The 26,179-nt window shown below is 61.5% G+C and carries 25 protein-coding genes; 17 read left to right on the top strand and 8 right to left on the bottom strand.

The window, feature by feature from the left end; translation table 11 throughout:
- The first annotated feature begins 7 nt into the window (after window positions 1-7).
- From LPC22_RS03945 to LPC22_RS03900, 10 genes are all read left to right on the top strand, one after another.
- On the top strand, window positions 8-577 hold the full coding sequence (locus LPC22_RS03945; protein WP_229132490.1) for a DUF805 domain-containing protein: 570 nt from the start codon (window positions 8-10) through the stop codon (window positions 575-577).
- Window positions 578-860: 283 nt separating this feature from the next.
- Window positions 861-1,502, top strand: coding sequence for a hypothetical protein (locus LPC22_RS03940; RefSeq protein ID WP_229132488.1), 642 nt, complete (start codon window positions 861-863; stop codon window positions 1,500-1,502).
- A gap of 79 nt (window positions 1,503-1,581) precedes the next feature.
- A complete protein-coding gene (locus LPC22_RS03935; protein ID WP_229132486.1) occupies window positions 1,582-2,361 on the top strand; it encodes a hypothetical protein in 780 nt (259 codons plus the stop codon).
- A 286-nt stretch (window positions 2,362-2,647) separates the two neighbouring features.
- Complete coding sequence (locus LPC22_RS03930) at window positions 2,648-3,217, top strand: DUF805 domain-containing protein (protein ID WP_229132484.1); 570 nt, start codon at window positions 2,648-2,650, stop codon at window positions 3,215-3,217.
- A 41-nt stretch (window positions 3,218-3,258) separates the two neighbouring features.
- Window positions 3,259-3,783, top strand: a complete 525-nt coding sequence (locus LPC22_RS03925) for a hypothetical protein (RefSeq protein WP_229132482.1) — start codon at window positions 3,259-3,261, stop codon at window positions 3,781-3,783.
- Window positions 3,758-4,243, top strand: a complete 486-nt coding sequence (locus LPC22_RS03920) for a type III secretion system chaperone family protein (RefSeq protein ID WP_229132480.1) — start codon at window positions 3,758-3,760, stop codon at window positions 4,241-4,243. The genes LPC22_RS03925 and LPC22_RS03920 overlap by 26 nt, the downstream gene beginning before the upstream one ends.
- 202 nt (window positions 4,244-4,445) lie before the next feature.
- Window positions 4,446-5,225 carry a hypothetical protein gene (locus LPC22_RS03915; RefSeq protein ID WP_229132479.1) on the top strand — a complete coding sequence of 260 codons (780 nt, stop codon included), beginning with the start codon at window positions 4,446-4,448 and terminating at the stop codon, window positions 5,223-5,225.
- 151 nt (window positions 5,226-5,376) lie between these two features.
- Window positions 5,377-6,084: a hypothetical protein gene (locus LPC22_RS03910; protein ID WP_229132477.1), complete on the top strand. Its 708-nt coding sequence runs from the start codon at window positions 5,377-5,379 to the stop codon at window positions 6,082-6,084.
- 241 nt (window positions 6,085-6,325) lie between these two features.
- Window positions 6,326-7,237, top strand: coding sequence for a 4-hydroxy-tetrahydrodipicolinate synthase (gene dapA, locus LPC22_RS03905; RefSeq protein WP_229132469.1), 912 nt, complete (start codon window positions 6,326-6,328; stop codon window positions 7,235-7,237).
- Between the two features lie 62 nt (window positions 7,238-7,299).
- A complete protein-coding gene (locus tag LPC22_RS03900; protein ID WP_229132467.1) occupies window positions 7,300-9,153 on the top strand; it encodes a ribonuclease J in 1,854 nt (617 codons plus the stop codon).
- Window positions 9,154-9,239: 86 nt separating this feature from the next.
- On the opposite strand, the gene LPC22_RS03895 is transcribed toward LPC22_RS03900, so the two are convergent.
- Both LPC22_RS03895 and LPC22_RS03890 read right to left on the bottom strand, forming a co-directional pair.
- Window positions 9,240-10,304 (bottom strand): 2,3-butanediol dehydrogenase, encoded by a 1,065-nt coding sequence (locus LPC22_RS03895; RefSeq protein WP_229132466.1) that lies wholly within the window; start codon window positions 10,302-10,304, stop codon window positions 9,240-9,242.
- 115 nt (window positions 10,305-10,419) lie between these two features.
- Window positions 10,420-11,217 carry a Tle-like phospholipase domain-containing protein gene (locus LPC22_RS03890; RefSeq protein ID WP_229132464.1) on the bottom strand — a complete coding sequence of 266 codons (798 nt, stop codon included), beginning with the start codon at window positions 11,215-11,217 and terminating at the stop codon, window positions 10,420-10,422.
- 174 nt (window positions 11,218-11,391) lie between these two features.
- On the opposite strand from LPC22_RS03890, the gene pepN reads away from it, so the two are divergent.
- The 3 genes from pepN (at window position 11,392) to LPC22_RS03875 (ending at window position 16,166) form a co-directional block, all read left to right on the top strand.
- Window positions 11,392-14,007 (top strand): aminopeptidase N, encoded by a 2,616-nt coding sequence (pepN, locus tag LPC22_RS03885; RefSeq protein WP_229132462.1) that lies wholly within the window; start codon window positions 11,392-11,394, stop codon window positions 14,005-14,007.
- Between the two features lie 98 nt (window positions 14,008-14,105).
- Window positions 14,106-15,482 carry a phosphoglucosamine mutase gene (glmM, locus tag LPC22_RS03880; protein WP_121914464.1) on the top strand — a complete coding sequence of 459 codons (1,377 nt, stop codon included), beginning with the start codon at window positions 14,106-14,108 and terminating at the stop codon, window positions 15,480-15,482.
- 30 nt (window positions 15,483-15,512) lie between these two features.
- The gene (locus tag LPC22_RS03875; RefSeq protein ID WP_229132460.1) at window positions 15,513-16,166 is read left to right on the top strand and encodes a peptide deformylase; all 654 of its coding nucleotides are present in this window, start codon (window positions 15,513-15,515) and stop codon (window positions 16,164-16,166) included.
- A gap of 14 nt (window positions 16,167-16,180) precedes the next feature.
- On the opposite strand, the gene LPC22_RS03870 is transcribed toward LPC22_RS03875, so the two are convergent.
- Window positions 16,181-16,864: an SOS response-associated peptidase gene (locus LPC22_RS03870; RefSeq protein ID WP_229132458.1), complete on the bottom strand. Its 684-nt coding sequence runs from the start codon at window positions 16,862-16,864 to the stop codon at window positions 16,181-16,183.
- 224 nt (window positions 16,865-17,088) lie between these two features.
- Here LPC22_RS03870 and LPC22_RS03865 point away from each other — a divergent pair, with 224 nt between their 5' ends.
- On the top strand, window positions 17,089-18,207 hold the full coding sequence (locus LPC22_RS03865; protein WP_229132456.1) for a zinc-binding dehydrogenase: 1,119 nt from the start codon (window positions 17,089-17,091) through the stop codon (window positions 18,205-18,207).
- A 116-nt stretch (window positions 18,208-18,323) separates the two neighbouring features.
- On the opposite strand, the gene LPC22_RS03860 is transcribed toward LPC22_RS03865, so the two are convergent.
- From LPC22_RS03860 to LPC22_RS03845, 4 genes are all read right to left on the bottom strand, one after another.
- Window positions 18,324-19,454: a glycerate kinase gene (locus LPC22_RS03860; protein ID WP_229132454.1), complete on the bottom strand. Its 1,131-nt coding sequence runs from the start codon at window positions 19,452-19,454 to the stop codon at window positions 18,324-18,326.
- Window positions 19,455-19,481: 27 nt separating this feature from the next.
- A complete protein-coding gene (locus LPC22_RS03855; RefSeq protein WP_229132452.1) occupies window positions 19,482-19,628 on the bottom strand; it encodes a hypothetical protein in 147 nt (48 codons plus the stop codon).
- A 55-nt stretch (window positions 19,629-19,683) separates the two neighbouring features.
- The gene (locus LPC22_RS03850) at window positions 19,684-20,403 is read right to left on the bottom strand and encodes a DUF4391 domain-containing protein (protein WP_229132450.1); all 720 of its coding nucleotides are present in this window, start codon (window positions 20,401-20,403) and stop codon (window positions 19,684-19,686) included.
- A 107-nt stretch (window positions 20,404-20,510) separates the two neighbouring features.
- Window positions 20,511-21,452: an AraC family transcriptional regulator gene (locus tag LPC22_RS03845; RefSeq protein WP_229132449.1), complete on the bottom strand. Its 942-nt coding sequence runs from the start codon at window positions 21,450-21,452 to the stop codon at window positions 20,511-20,513.
- A gap of 198 nt (window positions 21,453-21,650) precedes the next feature.
- Between LPC22_RS03845 and LPC22_RS03840 the strand changes: the two genes are divergently transcribed.
- The 3 genes from LPC22_RS03840 (at window position 21,651) to LPC22_RS03830 (ending at window position 24,414) form a co-directional block, all read left to right on the top strand.
- Window positions 21,651-23,063 carry a sugar porter family MFS transporter gene (locus LPC22_RS03840; protein WP_229132448.1) on the top strand — a complete coding sequence of 471 codons (1,413 nt, stop codon included), beginning with the start codon at window positions 21,651-21,653 and terminating at the stop codon, window positions 23,061-23,063.
- Window positions 23,063-24,097 (top strand): alpha/beta hydrolase, encoded by a 1,035-nt coding sequence (locus LPC22_RS03835; RefSeq protein ID WP_229132446.1) that lies wholly within the window; start codon window positions 23,063-23,065, stop codon window positions 24,095-24,097. The genes LPC22_RS03840 and LPC22_RS03835 overlap by 1 nt, the downstream gene beginning before the upstream one ends.
- Before the next feature lie 113 nt (window positions 24,098-24,210).
- Window positions 24,211-24,414: a hypothetical protein gene (locus LPC22_RS03830; protein ID WP_229132431.1), complete on the top strand. Its 204-nt coding sequence runs from the start codon at window positions 24,211-24,213 to the stop codon at window positions 24,412-24,414.
- Window positions 24,415-24,489: 75 nt separating this feature from the next.
- Here the strand turns inward: LPC22_RS03830 and LPC22_RS03825 are convergent, their stop codons facing one another.
- Window positions 24,490-25,860 (bottom strand): sugar porter family MFS transporter, encoded by a 1,371-nt coding sequence (locus LPC22_RS03825; RefSeq protein WP_229132428.1) that lies wholly within the window; start codon window positions 25,858-25,860, stop codon window positions 24,490-24,492.
- Between the last annotated feature and the right edge of the window lie 319 nt (window positions 25,861-26,179).

Here is a 26,179-nt window from a genome sequence, read left to right as displayed (position 1 = left end):
GAGGATTATGGCCAGTTCCTTGTTATCGAAGAGGCCGCCTCGTGTGGATGTGATGAAGGGGTACGAGCCCATGTACGATGCGACCATGCAGGAGTGCATGCAACGGCCTTTCTACCTGTATGCAAGGGGGAAGGGGCGTTCCTGCCGCAAGGAGATATGGGTTTTCGCCGCGTTCATCTGGGTCTTGGACACCTTCCTGACCCGCTTGTTCTCTTCAGGTCTCTTGGCCGTTATACCGGGGCTGTTCTCCCTGTCAGTGCTGGTGCCTATGTATGCCCTGATGGTGCGGCGTCTGCATGATCTGGCCTTGTCGGGGTGGTTGGCGCTCGTCCCCTATGTGCTGGAGGTGGTGGGCGTGGGTCTGATTGTCGGTCCAATGGTGTCGGATACCTTGAAAGGGCTGGACCCGTCCGCCCCTTCGCCCGTGGGGGTCATCATTCTCCTTCTGGCTGTGGTAGTCCGGCTGGTCATCATGTGCGTTCCCTCGCGTCGCCGTCATCCAGTTGTCGATAACGGAAGCCTCGGTGCGAGTCAGACTGGCACGGCACAGTATCCAGGGGACCCGAACGGACAGTGACCCCTATCCTGTAACAGGGAAGGGTGAACCCCGGCGATGCGGGATGGAAAGAGACCTGCATGAACGGCACTGATGCAGGACCGGTATCGACGGCTTGGCGGGCCGAGTGGCGGATTCGATGCTTTGAACAGGAGGGTGGTGTGTGATGGCTGGTGGTGTTTCTGGTTCCTTGCGGCTTCCTACGGGGAGATCCTGGCTGCGGAGCGCGTCTTCGGTCATGTCGCGGGTGGCGGGGTGTGCGCGTCATGCGCCTGCGGGTGAGCGTGTCTTTTCGCGTGCTGGCGTGGTGCGCAAGCTGGCGGTGTACGGGGCGGCTTTCCTGGCGGGGTTTGTGCCGGGCTGGGCGTTCCTGTACGGGGATGAGCAGTGGATGCGCGACCGTTTTATACAGTTCGGACTGGTGGGCCTGTTCTCGGTTTTTGCGATGTGGTGGTTTTTGGGCCGGTTCGAGAGCCGTGGGGGGCGTCCGGGGTTCTGGTGCCTGGCGCTGACGATGCCGATGATGCCCTGCTGGGGGGTGATGTTCGGCGCGATGACCGGCGAGCGTCCGGGGGTGATGCGTTGGGTGTTCGTGTCGGTGGCTGTGCTGGTGGTTGCTGGGGTGACCTGGCTGCGGTTTGTGTCGGATTGGGTGCGCAGCCGTGTGGCGGCCTGGGCTGCTTCGGCGGCGTCGTGCGTGGTGCCGTCGTGGATGCTGTGCCTGTTGTTCGGGGGCTCCCCCTTGTCGTGCCTGCCTTGGTGCGTGGCGGTGGGCGCGGCGGGAGCCTTGTGGTTTCTGCAGGATCTGTGGGCGATTGACTATTGCGCGGGCGACGATCGCGACGCCTCCTTCGAGTGGCTGGCGGCCTGGGCGCTGATCTTCGACCTGATGACCCTGGTGGCCGCTCTGGCACGCGGCAGCACCGCCGTGCAGGATCAGCAATGAGCTTGCTCCGGCTGTGCCGGTTCTTGGCCGGGTGGGCGAAGTGGCGGATTCGAGGCCTTGAGCAGGAGGATGGTGTGTGATGGCTGATGGTGTTTCCGGTTCCTTGCGGCTTCCTGCAGGGAAGTCCTGGCTGCAGAGCGCGTCTTCGATCATGTCGCGGGTGGCGGGGTGCGCGCGTCATGCGCCCGCGGGGGAGCGTGTCTTTTCGCGTGCCGGCGTGGTGCGCAAGCTGGCGGTGTACGGGACGGCCTTTCTGGCGGGGTTTGTGCCGGGCTGGGCCTTCTTGTACGACCAGGAGGAGCAGTGGGTGCGCGACCGTTGTATACAGTTCGGCCTGGCGGGCTTGTTTTCGGGTTTTGCGATGGCGTGGTTTTTGAGTCGGTTCGAGAGCCATGGGGGACGTCCTGGGTTCTGGTGCCTGGCGCTGACGATGCCGCTGATGCCCTGCTGGGGGGTGATGTTCGGCGCGATGACCGGCGCGTATCCGGGGGTGATGCGCTGGGTGCTGGTGTCGGTGGCTGTGCTGGTGTCAGCTGCGGTGACCTGGTTGCGGTTTGTGTCGGATCTGGTGCGTGGCCGTGTGGCGGCGTGGGCGGCTTCGGCCGTGTCATGCGTGGTGCCATCGTGGATGCTGTGCCTGCTGTTCGGGGGTTCCCCATGGTCGTGCCTGCCTTGGTGCGTGGCGGTGGGCGCAACGGGAGCCTTGTGGTTTCTGCAGGACCTGTGGGCGATCGATTATTGCGCGGGCGACGATCGCGATGCCTCCTTCGAGTGGCTGGCGGCCTGGGCGCTGATCATCGACCTGATGACCCTGGTGGCGGCCCTGGCACGCGGCAGCACCGCCACACAGGATCAATGAGGGGGTTGCTGGTAAGGGAAGGAAGGTTGACGTACCTGTCACGCATGTGGTCTGCTTGGCCGCAGTCGGGTTGGATGCAGACTGTTTTGTTTGCTACTGCGCGGCGGCAAGTGGAGTCCTGTAGTGCTGTAGTATAAGGAATCGTCCAGGTTTTTACTGGGCCTCAGGCCTTACGTGAACGATATCTACAGCCGTAATGCAATCTACGCTGGTTGTCGACAATGAAGTTGGTCGCGGCGGAATCTGTTCTGGCTGGCCGCTCGAGTTGCATGGAAGGAAAGGGACCATGGCTGTTGCCTTGTTTGAAAATAGACCGCCTCGTGTGGCAGAGATGAAGGGTTTCGAACCCATGTATGACGCTACATTTCGAGAATGTCTGCAGCGGCCGTTCTACCTGTTTGCCCGGGGGCGGGGGAGATCGTGCCGCAAGGAGATATGGGTGTTCTTCATCGTTCTATCAATTGTAGAGCAGGGCCTGAGTAAGGTATGCGGCGGGGGATCCTGGGCTCTCATCCCCCTGGTCTTCGACCTGATCATGGTGGTGCCAGAGTATGCTCTGGAGGTTCGGCGTCTGCATGATTTATTGCTGTCGGGATGGCTGACTTTGATTCCGTACGGTCTTATGGTTATAGCCACGATTGGTCTGGTGAAATCTCGAATGTTGACCATAGGTGGCGGTCCTTTGCTCTTGGCTGTCATCCCGCTGCTCGCGGCGATAGTGATTCAGCTGGTCATCATGTGCACGCCTTCCCGTCATCGCCGTCTGTCCTTTGACAACGGAGTAATCGACAACGGAGTAATCGACAACGGGACAATAGGGGCGGGAGTGAACCAGTCGGGTACGACCCGACCTTGACTGACTAGCTTGCACGGGTGGATTTATATAAGGAGACTGGGATGACTAATACTGCTGCGGATGTGGGAGGTCAAGGAACCGCTGGGACGAGTGTGGATGAGCAATTATTGCAAGGCCTTCCAATTCCCATTGCCCGCATAATACGACTGCTCGCTCAGCGGGGGATACCCTCGTACGTCAATGTCAGCGGTGGTCCTGTACTGGTGCCGCTGGTCGATTGCGGCATTACTTTTGTAATGAGCAAAAGTCTGGATTCCATTGGTTTCAAAAGTCTGTGGAGCCGGGGATTCAGCTCCGCCAGGTATCGGGATGCGGTGAATGTCTGTACTGAATGGAACCGATCAGTTGGATATCTCAAGGCCTATGCCACCGAACCTTCCTTAGAGCAGAACCAGGCCGTCAGGATAGCGGGAGTCGGGCAGATTATGTATGACGAGCGGGATGAGGTACTGGGACAGCGTCTCGATGATTCCATCTATCTGATACAGAATCTTTATGCTTGGGTGAATGAGCAATGCCCGGATCCCATACGCATACCGAATGCGCCATACGGAAGAGGGGCATGAACAAATGGAACAGCCGATAAAATCCGTGGTTGACGGGAAGAGAATACAGCAGTGGCTGGATGCCCAAGGATACCGTGTCGAATATCATGAGCAGGCCTGGATTGGTTTATGGGGGAATATCGCGCTCGATTTCAGTGTACGTGGCGAGCATGATAAGTATCTGGTGGTTCATGGGACTGAGCAGGGCAGTCATCCGAATGGCCAGCATGATTTGCTTGAGGATGTCTGCAATGCCTGGAACCGGTACTATGAGGGACCGGGTGCCTATTTGCAGAGTTCCGAGAAAGGCCTGGTCTTCCACACGTTATTCGTGGTGAACTGCCAGGGCGGTATGGATGATGACCAGTTCGATCGCCTGATGAAGTATGCCATGGCGGGTTCGGAAGGTTTCCTTGGCTTTGCCCGGGAGCAGCTGTCGAGGATAAGGATGGCTTGGGACGAAGTGCAGGGTCAGACGTGATCGTGCTTCCGGGAAGGTATGCCGAAGATATCATTGTCTGATGACTATGGGGTCCGTGCTTGCGCAGGTGCAGGTGTGGGGCGAACTCCGGCGATGCGGGATGGGAAGAGGCCTGCATGAACGGCACTGATGCAGGACCGGTATCGACGCTCTGGCGGGTCGAGTGGCGGATTCGATGCTTTGAGCAGAAGGGTGGTGTGTGATGGCTGATGGTGTTTCTGGTTCCTTGCGGCTTCCTACGGGGAGATCCTGGCTGCAGAGCGCGTCTTCGGTCATGTCGCGGGTGGCGGGGTGCGCGCGTCATGCGCCCGCGGGGGAGCGTGCCTTTTCCCGTGCCGGCGTGGTGCGCAAGCTGGCGGTGTACGGGGCGACCTTCCTGGCGGGGTTTGTGCCGGGCTGGGCGTTCCTGTACGACCAGGAGGAGCAGTGGGTGCGCGGCCGTTGCATCCAGTTTCTTCTGGTGGGCCTGTTCTCCATTTTTGTGATGTGGTGGTTTTTGAGCCGGTTCGAGAGCCATGGGGGGCGTCCTGGGTTCTGGTGCCTGGCGCTGACGATGCCGACGATGCCCTGCTGGGGTGTGGCGTTCGGCGCGATGACCGGCGCGAATCCGGGGGTGATGCGCTGGGTGCTGGTGTCGGTGGCTGTGCTGGTGTCAGCTGCGGTGACCTGGTTGCGGTTTGTGTCGGATCTGGTGCGTGTCCGTGTGGCGGCCTGGGCTGCTTCGGCTGCTTCGTGTGTGGTGCCGTCGTGGTTGGTGTGTCTGTTGTTCGGGGGTTCCCCCCTGTCGTGCCTGCCCTGGTGCGTGGCGGTGGGCGCAACGGGCGCCTTGTGGTTTCTTCAGGACCTGTGGGCTATCGATTATTGCGCTGGCGACGACCGTGACGCCTCCTTCGAGTGGCTGGCGGCCTGGGCGCTGATTTTCGACCTAATAACCTTGGTGGCCGCCTTGGCACGCGGCGGCACCGCCGCACAAGGGCAATGAGCTTGCCCCGGTTGCGCCGGTTCTTGACCGGGTGGGCCAAGTGGCGGATTCGATGCTTTCAGCGGGAGGATGGTGTGTGATGGCTGGTGGTGTTTCCGGCTCCTTGCGGCTTCCTGCGGGGGGCTCCTGGCTACGGAGCACGTCTTCGATCATGTCGCGCGTGGCGGGGTGCGCGCGTCATGCGCCTGCCGGGGAGCGTGCCTTTTCCCGTGCCGGCGTGGTGCGCAAGCTGGCGGTGTACGGGGCGGCCTTTCTGGCGGGGTTTGTGCCGGGCTGGGCCTTCCTGTACGGGGATGAGCAGTGGATGCGCGACCGTTTTATACAGTTTCTTCTGGTGGGCCTGTTTTCGGGTTTTGCGATGATATGGTTTTTGGGCCGGTTCGAGAGCCGTGGGGGGCGTCCGGGGTTCTGGTGCCTGGCGCTGACGATGCCGATGATGCCCTGCTGGGGGCTGGTGTTCGGCGCGATGACCGGCGAGAATCCGGGGGTGATGCGCTGGGTGCTGGTGTCGGTGGCTGTGCTGGTGGTGGCCGGGGTGACCTGGCTGCGGTTCGTGTCGGATCGGGTGCATAGCCGTGTGGCGGCCTGGGCGGCTTCGGCTGTGTCGTGCGTGGTGCCGTCGTGGATGCTGTGTCTGTTGTTCGGGGGTTCCCCCCTGTCGTGCCTGCCTTGGTGCGTGGCGGTGGGCGCAACGGGAGCCTTGTGGTTTCTGCAGGACCTGTGGGCGATCGACTATTGCGCGGGCGACAATCGTGACGCCTCCTTCGAGTGGCTGGCGGCCTGGGCGCTCATCTTCGACCTGATGACCCTGGTGGCCGCTCTGGCACGCGGCAGCACCGCCGGACAGGATCAGCAATGAGCTTGCCCCGGGGGGATGCTGCTCTCTGCCCGGCTGAGTAGTGCCAGGTGATGGATAGACGCGGATCGAACGCACAACGTGGGAGGCGGCAGGGTGGCCTGGCTTGCCCGCCTTCTGGCTTATGCTACTGGGAACCGCCTCTTTCCCCTCCTGTTGATTTGGGCAGGGACCGTGACTGACAGTGTGAGGGGGAGGGGTGTCGTGAGGGTGATGAGTCCCCATCTGCAAGTAGCGTTGAAGTATGTCTGAGCTTCAAACCCATCTGTTGGACAAGGCCCCGTTTGGGCGGGTCGTGCCGGCCATGGTCACCCCTATGAACCATGACGGGTCCGTGGATTTTGAGGCCGCTGGCAAACTGGCCCGCAGGCTTGTCGCTGATGGGGCGGATGGGTTGCTGGTCAACGGCACCACTGGCGAATCTCCGGCCACCCACATGGAAGAAAAAGTCGATTTGGTGCGAGCCGTAAAGGATTCGGTGGACGTGCCGGTCATCTCTGGTGCAGGCTCCAATGATACGGCTCATACGGTCCGCATGGCCGAGATGACCCAGGAAGCCGGGGCGGATGCGCTCCTGGTGGTCATGCCTTACTACTCCAGACCTTCCCAGGATGGGGTTGTAGCGCATTTCAGGTCCGTCTGCCAGTCTGTGGATCGTCCCATTGTGCTCTACGATGTACCTGGCCGCACCGGGTTGCACGTGACTGTGGATACCTACCGTCGTCTTGCCGAATTGCCGCATGTCGAGGCGGTCAAGGATGCCACTGGTGATCTGGCCGCCGTTCCCATCAAGCGCAAGGAGACGGGGCTGATCTGGTATTCCGGCGATGACGGGCTGTACCTGCCCTTCCTGGCCTTGGGTGCCGTCGGCATCATATCGGTCATGGCCCATGTGGCCAGTGGTCCTATGCAGGACCTGGCGACTCGGTTCGATCAAGGCGACCTGAAAGGGGCACAGAGGTTGTCGATTGCCTTGGCGCCGCTGGTCCAGGCTCTGAACGGCCAAGGGCAGCAGGCGGTAATGGCCAAGGCTGCTTTGAAAGTGGCCGGCGTCTTGGACAGCACGACGATGAGGCTCCCTAATCTTGGGCCTGGCAAGGACCAGCTGATCCAAGCCGAGAAAGGCATGAAGGCCGCAGGGCTGATGCGTTCCTGACAAGCAACCAAGCGTCGCCCCTGTATCAGACGGGGGTACAGATAATAGAAACACAAGTGAGAATGGCAAGAAAACAAGAAGAATCAAATACGACCGGCAAGAGTAGAAATCGTCGGTCCTCCTCCAAGAACGGCAAGCAGGGGTCAGGCAGGTCCCGGGGCGAGTCCCGCAACCGCCGCAACGGCGCCATCGCCCGCGGCAAGGGTACTCAGGCCGAGCAGCGTCTGGTGACGCCCCCCAAGTACCGTAAGGGTTCCATGCGCATCGTCCCCCTGGGTGGTCTGGGTGAGATCGGTCGGAACATGAATGTGATCGAGTATAACGGTCACATTCTGCTGATTGACTGTGGCGTGCTCTTCCCGGAGGAGGAGCAGCCGGGCGTGGACCTGATCCTGCCTGACTTCAGCTATATCAAGGACAAGCTGGATCAGGTGGATGCTCTGGTGCTGACCCATGGGCATGAGGATCATATCGGCGGCGTGCCTTACCTGCTCAAGCTGCGTCCGGATATCCCTCTGATCGGCTCCAAGCTGACCCTAGGGTTCGTTGACGCCAAGTGTGAGGAGCATCATCTCAAGCCCACCGAGGTTGAGGTCAAGGGCCGCGACAAGCTTAAGGTGGGCCCCTTCAACCTGGAGTTTGTGGCTGTCACCCACTCCATTCCTGACGCCCTGGCTGTCTCGGTGCGCACTCCTGCGGGTCATATCATCGACACCGGCGATATGAAGATCGACCCGCTGCCTTTGGATCACAGGCTGACCGACCTGCGGGAGTTCGCCAAGCTGGGCGAGTCCGGTGTGGATCTGCTCATGGTCGATTCCACCAACGCCGAGGTCCCCGGCTTCGTCAAGCCCGAGATCTCCATCGCTCCTGCCTTGGACAAGGCTTTTGCCGAGGCCCAGCGCAAGATCATCGTGGCCTCCTTCTCCAGCCACGTCCACCGGGTGCAGCAGGTGGTCGATGCCGCCCACAAGTTCGGTCGCAAGGTGGTCTTCGCCGGCCGGTCCATGGTCCGCAACATGTCCATCGCCTCCGACCTGGGCTACCTGCACCTGCCCGAGGACACTGTGGTCGACCTTAAGGATGCCCACAGCATCCCGGACGAGAAGATCGTCTACATGTGCACCGGATCCCAGGGCGAGCCCATGGCGGCTTTGGGCCGCATCGCCGACGGGACCCACCGTGACATCACCATCAACGAGTTCGACACGGTCATTCTGGCCAGCTCGCTCATTCCCGGCAACGAGCATGAGGTCTATAAGGTCATCAACAAGCTGGTGCGCCTAGGCGCCAAGGTGGTCAACCGCGACAACGCGGCCATCCATGTCTCCGGCCACTCCGACGAGGGCGAGCTGCTGCACTTCTACAACATCGTGCAGCCCAAGTGCGCCATGCCCATCCACGGTGAGAACCGGCACCTGGTGGCCAACGGTCTGATTGCCGTCAAGACCGGCGTGGATCCACAGAACGTGGTTCTGGCCGAGGACGGCGACGTGGTGGACCTCTACCATGGCCAGGCTGCCGTGGTCGGATCAGTGCCCTGTGGGTACGTCTATGTGGACGGCGACTCCGTGGGTCAGCTGACCGACGACGAGCTGGAGCAGCGCCGGATTCTGGGCACCGAAGGCTTCGTTTCCGCCTTCGCCGTGGTCGACACCGAGACCAGCAAGGTTGTCTCCGGCCCCAAGCTCTACCTGAATGCCGTGGCCGAGGACGAGAGCGAGTTCAAGTCCATCAACGCCCAGATAGTCGATCAGCTTGAGGATGCCATGGCCAAGGGCACCACCGGCACCTACCAGCTCCAGCAGATGATGCGCCGCACCCTGGGCGGCTGGATCTCCCGCAAGCTGCACCGCAGGCCCATGATCGTGCCCGTGGTGGCCGACATCGCCACCGACGTGCAGCAGCAGGACTGACGCCACTGCCTGCATACTGATACGGAAGGCTCCGGTCGCCCAGATGGACGGCCGGAGCCTTCAGTGTTATCAGTAAAAGGGAGCGCTTACATGCTCACGATGATCTTGACGTGGTTTTCCGCATCCTCACGCAGCGGCCGGAAGCCCTTGTCCACGATGTCCTCGATCTTGATCCTATCGGTGATGAAGGTGGACAGGTCGATGTTCCGGTCATGGATGAGCTTGATGGCATCGGCATGATCGTTGGCGTATCCCATGGACCCCGACATCAGCTTCTCGCCGAAGCCCATCTCCATGGTCAGGTCTAGGCTGATGGGCTTGACGTGGATGGCCACGACGACCAGGCTGCCCTGGGCCTTGAGTGCCGACAGAAGCTGGTGGACCACTGGTCCGGCGCCAGCCGCGTCGAAAGCCACATCGGCGCCACGGCCATCAGTCTCGGTCTTGACCCGCTCCAGCAGATCCTCCTTGCTGGGGTCGATGACCAGGTCAGCGGCACCGGACTGCAGGGCCTTGTCCTTGCGGGCCTGGGAGAGCTCGGACATGATGACCTTGAGCCCCTTGGCCTTGAGCACGGTTCCCAGCAGCAGGCCGACAGGTCCTGCTCCGCCGACCAGGGCGGTCTGCCCGGGCTCGGTGTGGATCAGACGAACGGCGTGGTAGGCCACTGAGAAGGGTTCGATCAGGGCTGCCTGATCCAGGGGCAGGTCGCCCACAGGGAAGACGCGCTCGGCGGCCACCACCATGTGCTCGCTCATGCCGCCGCCCCAGCCGTTGATGCCGATGAAGCCCAGCTTGGAGCAGTCGTTGTAGTTGCCGGCCTTGCAGGCTGGGCATTCTCCGCAGGCCATCTCGGCCTCGACTACCACGGAATCGCCCACCTTCATGTCGGTGTGCACATCATCGGCAATGGCCTCGATGGTGCCCGAGATCTCATGGCCGAAGACTACCGGCAGGGTCTCCCCGGAAAGAGGGTGCGGGGTATCTTTGGAGTTGCCGCCGTTTTGCTCGCCGTCATAGTAAAGGTGAAGGTCGGAACCGCAGATGCCGGTAAAGGCGGGGTGGATCTTGATGGTTCCCGGTTTGAGCTCAGGCTCGGGCACATCCTCCAGACGTACATCTTCCTTGCCGTAGTACATCAATGCTTTCATATCGTATATCCTCTCTGATATGCGTGTAGATCCTGCACGGACGAAGTTGAATTCCCAACATGACATCCCTGCGGGCGGGTGACGCTCCCTCATTGGAGACCGCCTAATTCCCATATTACCGCGGATATGCGGTCACGGTAACAGGAGTTTTGGCCAGGACCTCGCCACCCTGGTCGAAGTCAAAGTCGCCCAGCCAGTGTCCGAACCTGCTGGGTCCCTTGCCGCACCAGACCACACAGGCACTGCGGTCAGCCTGTCCGCTCAGCAGACGGTTGGCGGTTCCGGTCACCCGGTCGTTGCCAAGACGATAGTCCAGGAACTTGCCGTCCCCGTAGTGGCGGGCCATCCGCTGACGCTGCTCCTGGTCAAGCACCCGCCAGGGGTCGACAGCGCAGAAGACTCTGGCAGGCAGGTCATGCTCTGCTGCCTGGATCAGGGCCAGGCCTCCGCCCAGACTATGCCCGGTAAAGAGCACCCCGCGTTCGGTTCCCGCCTTGCGTCGTGCCAGGTCAAGTGCCTGCCTGGCCAGGATGCCTGCCTGCTGCGTCTGCCCCGGTTCCCCGTTCAGCGGCGGCAGGAAGCAGGTCAGCGCGGCATGGATGTCGTGGCGGGGGTCGTCGCGCAGGTTGGTGCCTGCATAGACCACAACCAAATGGGCATAGTCCGGACCATCCGCCAGGCCTTGGGCGGCGATCATCCCCTCGAAGCCGTTTTCAGGGCAGTAGCGAGAGCGAAGCACCCAGTAGCTGCCTAGAGCCGGATCCTCGAACCAGTGCAGGCCCGGCCGGGTCTTGACATCTCCTCGACCGATCCCGTAGGAATACTGGCAGAGCATGTTGAGCTGCTGTGTGGTAAACCCGGTCCGGACCTGCATGGCGTTCCCTTTCTGCCAGATTCGTGAGGCATCGACCATGACCAACCGCCTGAAGGCCCGACTATTCCCGTCCAGACTGCGCCGTCAGAAAAGAGGGAAACCGTCCCGCTGGCCCGTCGGCTGGTGACCGCATTAGACTTGACTTGCCATATCCATACAGAACCTATGCCGATGCCGGTGGGGGCACCGACATCCATGCGCGAAAGGAAATTCATGCCCGGAGCCAATCTGACTCGTGTGGAAGCCGAAGAGCGAGCCGTCGTCGTATCCAATGTCAGCTACAAGGTCAACCTGGACCTGACCAAGGGGCCTGTAACCTTCCCCTCCACAGCCCTGATCGACTTTGATGCCCGACCGGGGGAGTCCACCTTTGTGGATCTAATCGCCGACCAGGTCAGCCTGATCGAGCTCAACGGCCAGCGTCTGGACCCGGCCCTGGCCTTCCGGGATGACCGGATTGAGCTTAAGGACCTGCGCGAGCACAACCAGCTGCGGGTGGAGGCCCTCTGCCGTTATTCGCGCACAGGCGAGGGTCTGCATCGCAGTGTGGACCCCTCGGATGGCAACGTCTACCTCTACTCCCAGTTCGAGGTGCCCGACGCTCGCAGGGTCTACGCGGTCTTCGACCAGCCGGACATCAAGGCCGTCTTCGACTTCACCGTGGATGCCCCGGCATCCTGGACGGTTCTGTCCAACATGCCTCCCGCCTCCCATCAGGACCTGGACAGCCGCACCGCCGAGGGAACCCTGGAGGGTGGACGCACTGAGGGTGTGACCCGCTGGGTCTTCCAGACCACCCCGGTCATGAGCTCCTACTTGACCGCCTTCGCCGCCGGACCCTACGCACAGTGGACCAGCGAGTACCAGAACGAGGACGGACGGACCATCCCCATGGGCCTGTACTGCCGGCAGGCGCTCAAGGACTCCCTGGACGGGGACGCCGAATACCTCTTCGACGTGACCAAGAAGGGCTTCGCCTTCTACGCCAAGACCTGGGACCTGCCCTTCCCCTGGGCCAAGTATGACCAGATCTTCGTGCCCGAATACAACGCGGGCGCCATGGAGAACATCGGCCTGGTCACCTTCCGCGACTCCTACGTTTTCGAGTCCAAGGCCACCGGGGCCCAGATCAACCGCCGTGTGGAGACCGTCCTGCACGAGCTGGCCCACATGTGGTTCGGCGACCTGGTGACCATGAAGTGGTGGAACGACCTGTGGCTGAACGAGTCCTTCGCCGAGTTCATGTCGACCCTGGCCACCGCCGAGGCCACCGAGTGGACCGACGACTGGGCCACCTTCTGCTCCGGCGAGAAGAGCTGGGCCCTGACCGAGGATCAGCTGCCTACCACTCACCCGGTGGTGGCCCCCATCCGCGACCTGCATGATACCGAGGTCAACTTCGACGGCATCACCTACGCCAAGGGCGGCTCTGTCTTGAAGCAGCTGGTCGCCTACGTGGGCCGTGAGCGCTTCTTCCAGGGCATCCACAACTATCTGACGGCTCATGCCCACGGCAACGCCACCCTGAAGGACCTGCTGACCGAGCTGGAGAAGACCAGCGGCCGCGACCTGGGCAACTGGTCCCGGCTCTGGCTTGAGGAGGCCGGCATCACCACGCTGACCAGCCAGGTGCAGACCGACGAGCAGGGGACCATCACCGCCATGCGGATCGACCAGACCGCCCCCGAGGAGCATCCGGTCCTACGTCCGCATCGCCTGGCTGTGGGCTTCTATGACGAGGACCAGTCCGGCAAGGTGGTGCGTACAGACCGCTTCGAACTGGATCTGGACGGCCAGGGAGCCGAGGTGCCACAAGTCGTTGGCAAGAAGCGTCCGGCCCTGATCCTGATCAACGACGACGACCTGACCTATGCCAAGCTGCGTCTGGACCAGGATTCCCTGGAGTATGCCACGCAGAACCTCTACCGGATTGAGGACCGCCTGGCCCGGGCCGTGGTCTGGCTCAGCCTTTGGGACATGACCCGGGATGTGCAGTTCCCGGCTGAGCGCTTCATCAGCTTGAGCCTGAAGGCCCTGGCCACCGAGCACCAGTCCACCACCTTCCGCTATGCCTTGTCTCAGATTTCCACGGCCGCCCACCACTTCACCGCCTCCCGTCGCCGCCAGCCCATACTGCAACTGGTGGCCAGCACGCTCTGGGATCTGGCTATGAAGGCCCAGCCCGGCTCCGATGAGCAGTTCCAGCTGGTCCGTGCCTACTTGGGCTACGGGGACGACGCCGACTTCGAGGATCACGCCCGCGGCCTGCTGAGCGGCGACCTGAAGCTGGAGGGACTGACCATCGACAACAACACCCGTTGGCTGATCATCCACGCCCTGTCTGCCCACGACCTGCTGGCTGACGGTGAGATCGACCGCGAGCTGGCCGCGAAAGACACCACGGAGAACCGCGAGTTCGCCATGGGCGCCCGGGCTGCCCGTCCGACGGCTGAGGCCAAGGCCTGGGCCTGGGATCAGGCCCTGCACAACGAGGATCTGACCAACTCGCAGATCGAGGCCCTGGCCGACGGCTTCTCCGGCTCGGGTGACCAGGAGCTCTTCGAGCCCTACGTGGACCGCTTCTTTGCAGCCGTGGACGAGGTCTGGGCACAGAAGACCTTCCACATCGCAGAGACCCTGCTCAACCCCCTGTCGGCAGGCGGGCTCTACCCGACCAAGGCCGACCCGGCCGCCCTGGTCAAGGCGGGTGACGCCTGGCTGGCCGACCACGCCGAGGCCCCCAAGGCCCTGCGAGGGATGATCATCCAGAACACGGAGTCCTCCAGGCGCATCCTCAAGGTCCGCGAATACAACGAGCGCTTGCGCTGAGTATTCTGCCCGCCCTGGCCCGGGTGGCGACGGGTCAGGGGCGGGGCCATAATGAATCTGTTGCCTGCATGCAGGATGGTACGTTCGGAGGAGAGCAAATGCCCAGATTATTCGGTACCGATGGTGTACGCGGTTTAGCCAATAGAGACCTGACTGCACAGCTGGCCTTGGATCTGGGCGATGCAGCAGTCCGGGTCCTGGGCCGTGGCGCGGATCGGTCCGCAGGTCGCCGACGGGCCCTGATCGGTCGCGACACCCGGGTCTCCGGGGACTTTCTGGCCTCGGCCCTGGCTGCCGGTATGTCATCGGGCGGCTTTGACGTGATCGATGTGGGCATCATCCCTACTCCCGGCATCGCCTATCTGACCAGCGTGCTAAACGTGGAGATGGGGGCGGTCATCTCCGCCTCACACAACCCCATGCCCGACAACGGCATCAAGTTCTTCGCCCGGGGCGGGTTCAAACTCCAGGATTCCAAGGAGGACGACATCGAATCGGTCCTGGGCCAGGACTGGGAGCGCCCGGTGGGCGAGGGCGTGGGCCGCGTCTCCCATGACACGGTGACCGCCACCAACATGTACATTGACCACCTTGTTGAAGCAGTTGCCCCTGTCGCCCCCGACAAAACCCAGCCCAAGCCCTTGGACGGTCTGCGGATCGTGGCCGACTGCGCCAACGGGGCCACCTCGGTGGTAGCCCCCGAGGCCCTGCGCCGGGCCGGTGCGGACGTGGTGGTCATCAACGCCTCTCCCGATGGCTACAACATCAACAAGCACGCCGGATCCACCCACCCCGAGCAGTTGCAGGCCATGGTCCAGGCCTCGGATGCGGTCATGGGCGTGGCCTTCGACGGGGATGCCGACCGCTGTCTGGCCGTGGACGAAGAGGGTCACATGGTCAACGGCGATCAGATCATGGGCATCCTGGCCCGCGCCAAGCAGCGCGAGGGCAAGCTGGCCAACGACACCCTGGTGGTCACGGTCATGAGCAACCTGGGGCTCAAGCTGGCCCTGAAAGAGATGGGAATCGTCACCGTGCAGACGGCTGTGGGCGACCGCTACGTCCTGGAGGAGATGCTGCGCGGAGGCTACACCCTGGGCGGCGAGCAGTCCGGGCACGTCATCAACCGGGAGTTCGCAACCACAGGTGACGGGACCCTGACGGCCCTGACCCTGGCCAAGGAGGTCGTGCGCTCGGGCAAGAGCCTCAAGGAACTGGCCGCCGACTTCCCCCAGCTGCCCCAGCAGCTGATCAACGTGCCCGGTGTGGACAAGAACGCGGCCCGTACCAACGCCAAGGTTCAGGATGCGGTCGAGGCTGAGGAGCGGATGCTGGGCAGTACCGGCCGGGTCCTGTTGCGACCCTCGGGCACTGAGCCCCTGGTCAGGGTCATGGTCGAGGCGGCCACCCAGGAGCAGGCCGACCAGGTCTGCCAGCGGCTGGCCTCAGTCGTGGCCGACGAGCTGGCCATCTGAACCGACGACCCAGGAAAGGCGGAATCATCCATGTTCGGCAGAAAGGCGGCCTTCGACGCCGATCTCAACCACCGGGTGGAATCAATGCTGGCCGAGGCCGGCAAAGAAGAGCTCTTGCCTATTGTGCAGATGGGCGAGCCCGTCTTGCGCCAGCAGGCTCAGCCCTACCAGGGTCAGCTGGCAGCCAAGACTCTGAACAGGCTGCTTAAGGCTATGCGCGCCACCATGCTTGAGGCGCCAGGCGTAGGGCTGGCAGCACCCCAGGTGGGCCTGGGTCTGGCCATCGCGGTCATCGAGGACCATGTCCGCGACGACGAGGATGATCCGCGTCAGATCGACGAGCTGCCCTTCAGGGTCATCATCAACCCCTCCTATGAGCCTATAGGGCAGGAGACCGCGGCCTTCTACGAGGGATGCCTGTCACTGGAAGGATTCCAAGCGGTCCGGCGGCGCTGGTTGGACATTACTGCCAGCTGGGAGGATCGTTCCGGGCGCAAGCACCGCCAACACATGCACGGCTGGCCGGCCCGCATCTTCCAGCATGAGACCGACCATCTGTCAGGCGAGGTTTACATTGACAAGGCCGAGATCCGCAGCCTGTCCTCCGACGATAACCTGAGCGAGTACTGGGCCTACGACCCGGTACCCACCGAGGCGGCGCGGGAGCTGGGCTTCACCCTCTGAATTCTGCGAATCCTTTAAATTTTCTTGACCCTCTGATCCAGGGCTATATCCTCAGTCAGTTCCGGTCCGTCACCCTTCAGGGGTGCCACCGGGTGCATGGTCAGTGTCTCAGAGGCATGGCGGCCAGGCTCCACGGCCTTGGGCAGGATCTCCTTGCCTTCTATGCTCGGATCCAGCCAGGAATCCAGATTTTCCTCAGTGATCAGCAGGGGCATCCGATCGTGTACCCGGGCGGCATCTGGCGTGGCTTGTGTCGTCAGGATGGTGGCCGTCAGCAGCCAGGGCTGGCCAGGTCTGGCACGCCACCAGGAGTAGAGGCCTGCGATGCTCAGGGTGTGGCCGTCGGGAGTCTGGAAGTAGTAGGGCTGGTGGTCTGGTGTCCACTCGTAGTAGCCGCTGGCCGGAATGATGGCCCTTTGACTTTTGGCCGAGTCCGCGTAGGTCCGCTTGGTCAGGGCGCTCTCCACCCGGGCATTGTGGGTGGGATAAGACATCTGATCGGTGTCCGACCAGGAGGGGACCAGGTTCCAGCGGGCCGTATGCAGGTGCCGTTGCCCATGTCGGTCCTGGGCCACCAGGGCGATGACCGACCCGGGGCTGATGTTCCATGAGGGCTTGGGCAGTCCCGGAGCCTGCCGGGCACCATAGTCTTGGGCCAGACTGGAGTAGTCCAGGTCAGCCGCGAATCGTCCACACATGAAGCCCATTCTATGGATGCTTGGAGCCCCCGTCGAGGAAACGCCGGAGGCCTCTTACCGGGCCAGTCTAAATGCTGATTGACCCCTCTTTCCTGCTAGCATGAAAGTGGTCTGCGGCAGCGGTGCATACATTGAGGATGACCGTGGCCACAGCGCAGTGTTCAACATTGTTTTGCCCTGCCTGGCATGAGGCCGGTAGCGGCATGGTGATTAGGAGATGCTTTATGCCTCAGAAGATCAAGGCGTCGATTGCCTATGGCATCGGCAAGGGCTTTGCCCAGCCCGAGGAAATCATCATTGACGACCCTATTGGCGCGGAGGTCCTGGTGGATGTGCAGGCCTCGGGTCTGTGCCATTCGGATCTGCATCTGGTCGAAGATGACGACAAATTCTTCCCCTTCCCGGCCGTGATCGGCCATGAGATCTCGGGCATCGTCGAGGCCGTGGGCCCCGAGGTGTCCGGCATCAAGGTGGGCGACCACGTGGTGGCCTCCCTGGAGCAGGTCTGCGGACACTGCGCCAACTGCCTCAAGGGCCAGCCCCAGTCCTGCACTCAGCAGCAGGAGTGCGTGCGCGGCGCGGGCGAGAAGCCCCGCCTGTCCTTCCCTGACGGTCGACCCATCACTCAGGCCTTCGGCACCGGCGGTTTCGCCGAGAAGGCCCTGATTCACGAGAACCAGCTGGCCGTGGTCAACAACGAGGTCAAGTGGGATGAAGCCGCCTGCATCGGCTGCGCCACCATCACCGGAGCAGGAGCGGCCATCAACACCGCCCATGTGCGCCCCGGCGACACCGTGGCCGTTATCGGTACCGGCGGCATCGGCCTGAACATCATTTCAGGAGCCCGGATTTGCGGCGCCAAGCGGATCATTGCCATCGACCTGCTGGACAACAAGCTAGAGTTCGCCCGCAAGTTCGGCGCCACCGACGTGATCAACTCCAAGAACGAGGACCCTGTGGCCAAGGTGCGCGAGCTGACTGACGGAGGCGTAGATCAGGCCTTCGAGGCCATCGGTCTGCCCGTCACCATGAAGCAGGCCTGGGACATGCTGGGCGTGGGCGGCACCGCCTACCCGATCGGCCTGACCAAGCCGGATGCCACGGTCTCGCTGGAGATCAACCCGGCTGACCTGCTGGTCCACCAGCGCGGCTTCAAGGGCGTGTGGATGGGCTCCACCAACATCAAGCACGACATCCCCATGTATGCCGACTTTGCTGTGGACGGACGGCTGAACATGCATGACATTGTCAGCCAGCACATCAAGCTGAGCCAGATCGACGAGGCCTACAAGCAGCTGGTCAACGGCGAGGTCATTCGTTCGGTTATCACCGAATTCGACTGATCACTTCCAACTGTTCGGCATGGCTGCTGAAGGTTATGCCGAACAGATTACAGGGGGCTCCGGGTGCGCAAGGCATCCGGAGCCCCTTTAGTTGTTCTGTTAATCCAAGAGCCGGATCAGGACAGGAGCCTGCCGATGTTCTCAGCCACTGCGGCGAGGTTGTCGGCGGCCTTGGCCATGGCATCCTCAAGGCTGACAGCCCCGGGGCTGATGCTGAAGATGGCGTCAATGCCCACCTTGTAGAGCTCTTCGGTTCCTGCGCCCACGTTGCCTGCCAGGGCGATGACCTTGCAGCCGAGGGAGGACTCCTTGACGGCCTGGGCTGTGCCCATGGGAGTCTTACCGAAACCGGTCTGGAAGTCGATGCCGCCCTCGCCGGTGAAGCAGAGGTCGGCGTCGCGGGCCAGCTCCTTGAGATGGGTGGTCTCTACGACAATATTGACGCCCGAGGCCATGACGGCCGGAGTGAAGGCCAGGAAGCCTGCGCCCAGACCTCCGGCGGCTCCTGCGCCCGGTCTGGTCTCCACCTCCCGGTGCAGATCTTTGCGAATGACGGCTGCATAGTGGGCCAGGGCCGCATCCAGGGTGGCCACCATGGATGGGTCCGCCCCCTTTTGCGGGCCGAAGACGGCCGAGGCACCTTCGGGGCCGGTCAGGGGGTTGGTTACGTCCGAGGCCAGACGAATGCGGGTGCGGGCCAAACGGGGATCCAGCCCGGAGATATCAATCCGGTCCAGCCGGGCCAGTGCTGCTCCTCCCTGGGTCAGCTCATGTCCTTCAGCGTCCAGGAGCCGGGCTCCCAGGGCCTGGGCCATACCGGCGCCGCCGTCGTTGGTGGCCGAGCCGCCCAGGCCGACGATGATCTCCTGCGCGCCCTGGTCCAGGGCTTTGCTGATCAGCTCGCCAGTGCCGTAGGTGGTGGTGACCAGCGGATCGCGGGTTTGTTCGTTGACGAACTGGATGCCGCTGGCTGCGGCCATCTCGATGACGGCTGTCCGTCCGTCGCCCAGGATGCCGTATCTGGCAGTGACAGTCTGGCCCAGAGGTCCGGTGACCTGGGTCTGGATCATATGGCCTCCTGTGGCATCGACTAGGGACTGGACCGTGCCCTCGCCGCCGTCGGCCATGGGCACCAGGACCGTTTCGGCCTTGAGGGGGCTGCGTCGCAATCCGCGTTCGATGGCCTCTGCAGCCTCCTTGGCGGTCAGGCTGCCTTTGAAGGAGTCGGGTGCAATGATGATTTTCATGGTTGTGACCTTTCCTGACCCGTCGTTTCAGAAGACCAGATAGACCAGCATGGCCACCAGGGTCATGTTGATGGACTTGGTGAAAGAGCTGCTGTTCAGGATGCCGACGGTGGGTGACAGCATGGGTTCGGGCACGGCCATGGCGTGGATGAGGTTTACGATCCGCCTGGGCAAGTTTGACCAGGTCAGACTAGGCCTGGCTCGTCTCTGCGATCCTGTACTCTGCCGCCTAAACCTCCGCCGCCTGGTCATCGGCGGAAAGCTGCTTCAGCTCGGCACGGACCTTTTGGAGTTTGGCGAAGGCTGTGTTGCGGTCCTGGGTGGTTTTGGCCCGGCTATGGTCTCCTGACAGCTTGGCCTCCTGGGCCTTGAGCAGTTCGATGCGCTCGCGGACGGCGAGTCGGTTGTCAAGATCCGTACCGTCGGTCTGATCCAGGGTCACTTGGGCGCACAAGCTGTCCCAGAGCTGGTCCATATCGTCGCCGGCTAGGGTCAGATTGGTCTCATTGGCAGGGCGGGGTCTGCCCAGGTGGAGTGTGTGCCTGGTCTCATGACCGGCTTTAGTGGGCAGGGCTCGGCGGACGGCCGGCGTGCAGACGAGACCCTCTTCGCCCTGGTGAATGGTGATGAAGACCATGCCTGAGGAGCGCATGGCAGCGATATGTTCCAGCACATCCTCCGGCACATCGGGGGTCTTCAACCCGATGGCCATGACCAGCACCTCATGGCAGTGCGCGCCATCCGTTACAGGGACGGTACCGGGCCGCAGCAGGGCCAGCATGACGATCCTGTCAACGCTGGTGGAGAAGTGCTGACGCAGCCGTGAAGAGACGGGCGGTCGCGTGGTGAAAGCTCTTATGGGCAGTTCCCCTTTGGCTGCCGGAATGGCGGTGGTGGGCGGCAGGCCCAGGGAGAGCGCGGACACACCTTCGTAGCTTGCGATTGTCATCCTTGGCCTTTCTGTCGCTGTTTCCGTCATTCTACCGGCGGGAGCGCGATCAAGGGCAAGAGTGTCCGTTTGCCGGAGTTTGGCTTATTACCCATCGAGCAAATATTTTATGAGGATTGTTGCTTGTCCCGTAGATTGTCGCCGTTCGTCGGTAATGCTGTTTGATCGATATGGAGATGCTCCCTTCGATATTGTCGGGGTGTAATCCCGTACTCACGAGTGAAGGCTCGAGTGAAACTGGTCAGACTGGGGAATCCGGCATCCGCGGCGATGTCTGTTATGGGGCCATTGGATCGATCCATGTTGGCTTTGGCGTCGTCCAGTCTCAATTTGGTCAGATAGGACTTGAAGGTGGAGCCAGTGGTCTTTCGGAATAGACGGCTGAAGTGCTCCCTGCTGTAGCCGAAGTAGGCTGCCACGGTCCGCTCCGTCAGATTCTCCGTGTGGTGGTTGGCTAGATAGCCAAGGATCTGTCTGGTGACATTGCGCCCTGACCTGATTGATTCCGGCGGTCGCACACCGATGGTGAACCTGGTGTACAGCAGGTGCAGCAACTGAAAAAGTGTGGCATTCAGCAGAAAGGCCGAAGCCGTGTCCTGCTGCTCATACAGGCTGCCGATCTCGAGCATCAGCTGGTCCAGATTCTTCCGGTCTTCTGCGTTGGCGTGGGGAGCGGAGAGCGAGAAAAGAAACCTATCGGCAAAGGGGTACATCCGTCCGACGACTTCATTGTTGAAGGTGACTGAGATGATTTTGACCATACCTTGGCTATGATCCACCGTGCGACCCTGATGCATCTGATAGGGGCTGATCAGCAGGCTGTCATTGTCGCTGAGCATGTAGTGCTGGTCTTCGACCTGGAAGGTGCCGCCCCCACGGATGATATGGATTGCTTCCAGACCCTGATGCCAATGGGCGCTGACCAATTCGTCGTTGTCGTGATGAACGATGACCAGTCCCGGATAGCCCTCTGGATAAATGTCCTCTTCCAAGAAGTCAGGGCTGATCACCGTGTTGTACTGATGGGCGCTTTGTGGACGCTGTGGCATAGTACATCTCCTTTCCGTGGAAAGCAGTCTGTACATTATTTCATTTCACCTGGCAGATAGGTCACAAAATGTCTTATTCGGGTCACCGATTGACGCTCTCAGACCCTAAGATACGTATATCTTTGTGGTAACGATGTGTCATGCTACAAAGGAGTGACCGTGTCACAAAATAACAATCAATCATCATCGTCTGGTGATATGACGGAAGTGCTTGATCCGTCTGTGCGACGCCGCATCATCTTGGTCTGTCTGGCAGGGGCAACAGGGGGATTGCTGTTCGGTTACGACACCGCAGTGATCAACGGGGCCGTGGATTCCATCGCCGGCACAAAATCAGGTTTTGGCCTGAACAGCTTCATGAGCGGTATGTCCGTATCGGCTGCCCTCTTGGGCTGCGTAATCGGTGCCTGGTTCGCCGGCAAATTGGCTGACCGATTTGGTCGAGTAAAGATCATGCTTTCGGCTGCTTTGCTCTTCGTGGTCAGTTCAATAGGGTCGGCATTCGCTCCGGAGATATGGAGTTTCTTGCTCTTCCGAATCATCGGCGGCATTGGTGTGGGCTTTGCTTCGGTGGTCGGCCCAGCCTATATCGCCGAGGTTTCTCCCACCAAAATGCGTGGATTCCTGACCAGCTTCCAGCAGTTCGCGGTGGGAATCGGTATGTTTGCTTCCGTCATAGTCAACAATGTGCTGGCCAAGAGTTCGGGCGGAGCTGACCAGGCTCTGTGGTTTTCCGTGCCCACATGGCGGTGGATGCTGCTGATGATGCTGGTCCCTGCTCTGATCATGTTGGTTGTCTGCTTCAAGTTGCCCGAATCGCCCCGGTACCTGGTCATGAAAGGACGCGATCAGGAGGCTGCCGACCTGCTCAGGCAACTCAACGGCACCCGGGATCCGCAGGCAAAGGTGGCTCAGATAAGGCTCTCGGTCGGCAGCGAGACCACCCCCCGCCTGTCCGACCTGCGAGGACGCACCTGCGGCCTCAAAAAGGTGGTCTGGATAGCCATTGCTGTGGCGCTGTTCCAGCAGTTCAACGGGGTCAACATCATTCTTTACTATGATTCCAGCCTTTGGCGATCCCTTGGTTTCTCTGAGCAGCAGGCATTGAACATCTCGGTTATCCGTGCGTTTGTCGCGTTCATCCCCATGATCGTTTCCATGGCCCTGATTGACAGGATCGGCCGGAGAAAGCTTCTGGCCTTCGGTTCCGCCGGTATGGCCATTTTCCTCCTTATCGCTACTTTCGGTTTCTACCATGCCCAGGTCACTGCTGCGGGCCTGTCCTTGAAGGGTGTGTGGGCGCCGCTCACTCTGGTAGCGGTCTACCTCTTCTACTTCACATTCTGTGGCACCTGGGGGCCGGCTATGTGGGTGGTCATTGGTGAAATTTTCCCCAACAATATCCGTGCCATGGGCGTGGCCGTAGCAACCGCCTTCAACTGGATCGGGAATTTTTTGGTGTCCACCTCCTTCCCCTGGCTGAGGGATGTGATCGGCACTGGCAACGTATATTTGCTGTACACCGTCTTCGCGGCGTTGAGCCTGCTGTTTGTTCTGAAGGTTCTGCCAGAGACCAACGGCGTAGAGCTGGAAGATATGAAGGCTGAATGATGAGCAAAGATACAGACATGACCGTAACCGACGAGGAACGTGAACTCCTGGAGGGTTGGACTGAGGTCGATAGGGACCTAGGTGATTGCAGGGCCGATATAGCCAAGACCGTTCTGGGCTCCCGGCTGACCTTCGGGCGCATGGATGCTCCACGCTCCCGTCACTGGCAGGTGCCCGAGGGGGTGGACTGCCTCAACGACATCGCCTATGTGGACGACGGTCTGCGCGCCCACAAGCTGGATCTTTACCTGCCTCATGATGCCCTGTTGCGCAACGGTAGGGTGACTCCTGTCTACATCGACATCCACGGCGGCGGGTTCATGTATGGCTACAAGGAGCTCAACCGAAACTTCTGCACCCATCTGGCCCAGCGAGGCTTTGCGGTCTTCTCGGTCAACTACCGGCTGATCCCCAGCACCGATTTCATGGGCCAGTTGAGTGACGTGCTGACGGCCCTCACTTGGATCAAGAACCACTTGGACGAGTATCCGGTTTCGCCCGACAGAATCTTTTTGACGGGAGACTCGGCCGGAGGCACCCTGGCACTCTATACGCTGGCTGTCGAGTCCGATGACCAATTTGCGCAACGGCTGGGTCTGAAACCTGCTGGTCTGCAGCCTCGGGGCGCGGCCTTGGTATCAGGTCTGCTCGATCTAACTCCTTACTTATCGGTGGATCTGGAAGACTTCCATCCAACCGGTTCCCCCACCGATGACCTGACAAGGGTCGCTCCATCCTTCTTCAGGAGCTTCGTGCAGGCTGGGGGCGACCAGGTGGCCGACCTGACGACCATGGTCGACATGGTCCACATGCCGCCGGTATTCCTGAACACCAGCGCCGACGACTTCCTGCAGGGCGACGCGCTCAAGATGGCCGAGATTCTGTGCAGGAAGGGCCGCGACTTCGAGTTGCATGACCTGCGGCCCAACCGTCTGCAGACCCTGGGACACGTCTATCCGGTGGCCATGACCTGGCTGGAGGAGAGTCGGCAGACCCTGGATCAGATCCACGATTTCTCCTACGACCTGATTTGAGCCTCTATGCGCGCCCGGTTCATCCGGTCGCTGGCTATGATGGGAGGAGAAAGGTGGGCATCGATGGCGCAAGGCCCCCGGTGTCTGCACCGCCGCTTACAGAGGAGTGATTCATGGACGAGAAGACCTTGGTAGAGAAGCTGAGCAACCTGGAGACCATCGACCAGCTGGTTGACCTGTCCAAGGAGATCGGCCAGCCGCTGTCGTACAACGACGCGGACCAGCTCTTCGGCAGGATTAACCAGTGCAAGAATGATGTCGCACAGCTGGGCGGCGACACCATCGCCAAGCTGGCCAAGAAGGCCTTCAACATCTGAGGCATCAGAATCTGAAGTATCAGATTCCATAAGGGCGGGCTGGTGTTCGGTTCCGCCCTCTTTTTATGCCCGATTTCATGCCTGGTCCCGGGCCTCCTGCTCGATCTGGGCCAGGCTCTTGCCTCGGGTCTCGGGCACCATGATCCAGGCGAACACCAGGGCGCACACATTGATCAGGGCGAAGAGCAGGTAGGTGCCGGTGCCGCCCAGACGGGCCAGCAGGGTGGGGAAGACCAGGGAGAGCCCGAAGTTGGTCAGGTTCATGGCCACGTTGGCGTAGCCCATGCCGCGGCTCTTGATCTGCTGGGGGAAGATCTCGGACAGGAGCAGCCAGGTGACCGGGGCCACCAGGCCCTGGACGAAGACCACATAGATCATCATCATGCCGATCATGATCCAGGCGGCCGTCCGTGACCCGGAGCCCGGGGCGCCGACGAATCGGTAGCAGACCCCGATAGCGGCCAGGAAGACGATAGTGCCTGCAAGTCCTACAGCCAGAATGGCGCGACGGTCGAAACGGTCGATCAGTCCCAGCCCTCCGATGGTGGCCGCTACGGCGGAGACCAGGATGACGGGCACGGTGGCGATCATTGATAGTGAGGGGTCGAAGCCCAGGGTGTCGGTGAAGATGGTCGGCGCGTAATAGTTGACGATGTTCAGTCCGGTCAGCTGGTTGATCATGGCCACGCCGATGCCCACGATCAGCACCCGCCGCAGCCAGGGGGCCTTGAAGCTGGGGGTCTTCGCGCTCGCTGGCTGCGACAGCTCCTGCATGGTCACCCGGGCCTCTGCCTGGTCGCGGGTGGACTGAAGGAAGGCTGCTGCCTGGTCCGGCTGGCCTCGGCGGATCAGGTGGGCCGGGCTGTCATGCAGGAAGCAGGCCAGCAGGGCCAGCAGGATGGCCGGCGGCACGAGGGCCCAGAGCATGGTCCGCCAGTCGGCACCCATCCGGTCCAGGATGGCATTGACGCTGACCGCCAGCAACTGCCAGACCACGATCATGACCGAGTTGACCGAAACCACCCGTCCGCGTTCCGCCGTGCCGACCATGTCGGCCAGGTAAATGGGCACGATGGTGGAGGTCATGCCGATGCCGGCTCCGATGATCAGTCTTCCCAGTCCCAGCAGGGCCAGGCTGGGAGCCAGGGCGCTCAGCAGGGCTCCCGGGATGGCCAGCAAGGCGCCGGTCAGGATAATGTGCTTGGGGCCGAAACGGTCGTTGAACTTGCCTGCCAGGTAGGATCCCAGTGCGGCGCCTATCAGCAGGGCTGAGGTGACCATGCCCTGTTCTCCGGCCGTCAGGTGTCCGCCCGAGCCGGAGCCCAGGTTCATATTGACCAGCGCTCCGGAGATGACGGTCAATGTATAGCCGTAGAGGCCGCCTGCCAGTACGCCCAGGGCGGTCATCAGTTGCAGATTGCGCCGCCGTCCTTGGATTGCAGCCATGGGCTCCCCTTTCGCCGGATCATCCGGGCATAATTAAAGCAATCATATGCTCCTGGGGGAGCGGTCCGTCGATCCGGCTCGCCATTGTGGACAGGGCAATCGGCCGGAAAACCAGCTGTTGGATTCGCTATCTGGATTCGTCATCCGGGCACTGGTCGCCGGCTGTATGAACATTTGAGGATATTGTCCACGACTTGCGCATGTCATGGGCAGCGAAACTGCTCAATTTCGCATATGATAAGCAAGCATTCACCACAAGGACATCGTGGATGCATACGGCCATGGTTCCATACAGCCATGGCAATGAAAGGAAACATTG

The sequence above is a fragment of the Bifidobacterium mizhiense genome, assembly GCF_020884755.1.
Classification (GTDB): domain Bacteria; phylum Actinomycetota; class Actinomycetes; order Actinomycetales; family Bifidobacteriaceae; genus Bombiscardovia; species Bombiscardovia mizhiensis.
Note: the sequence above shows the minus strand (reverse complement) of the source record. Positions and strands in the feature narration are given on the sequence as shown.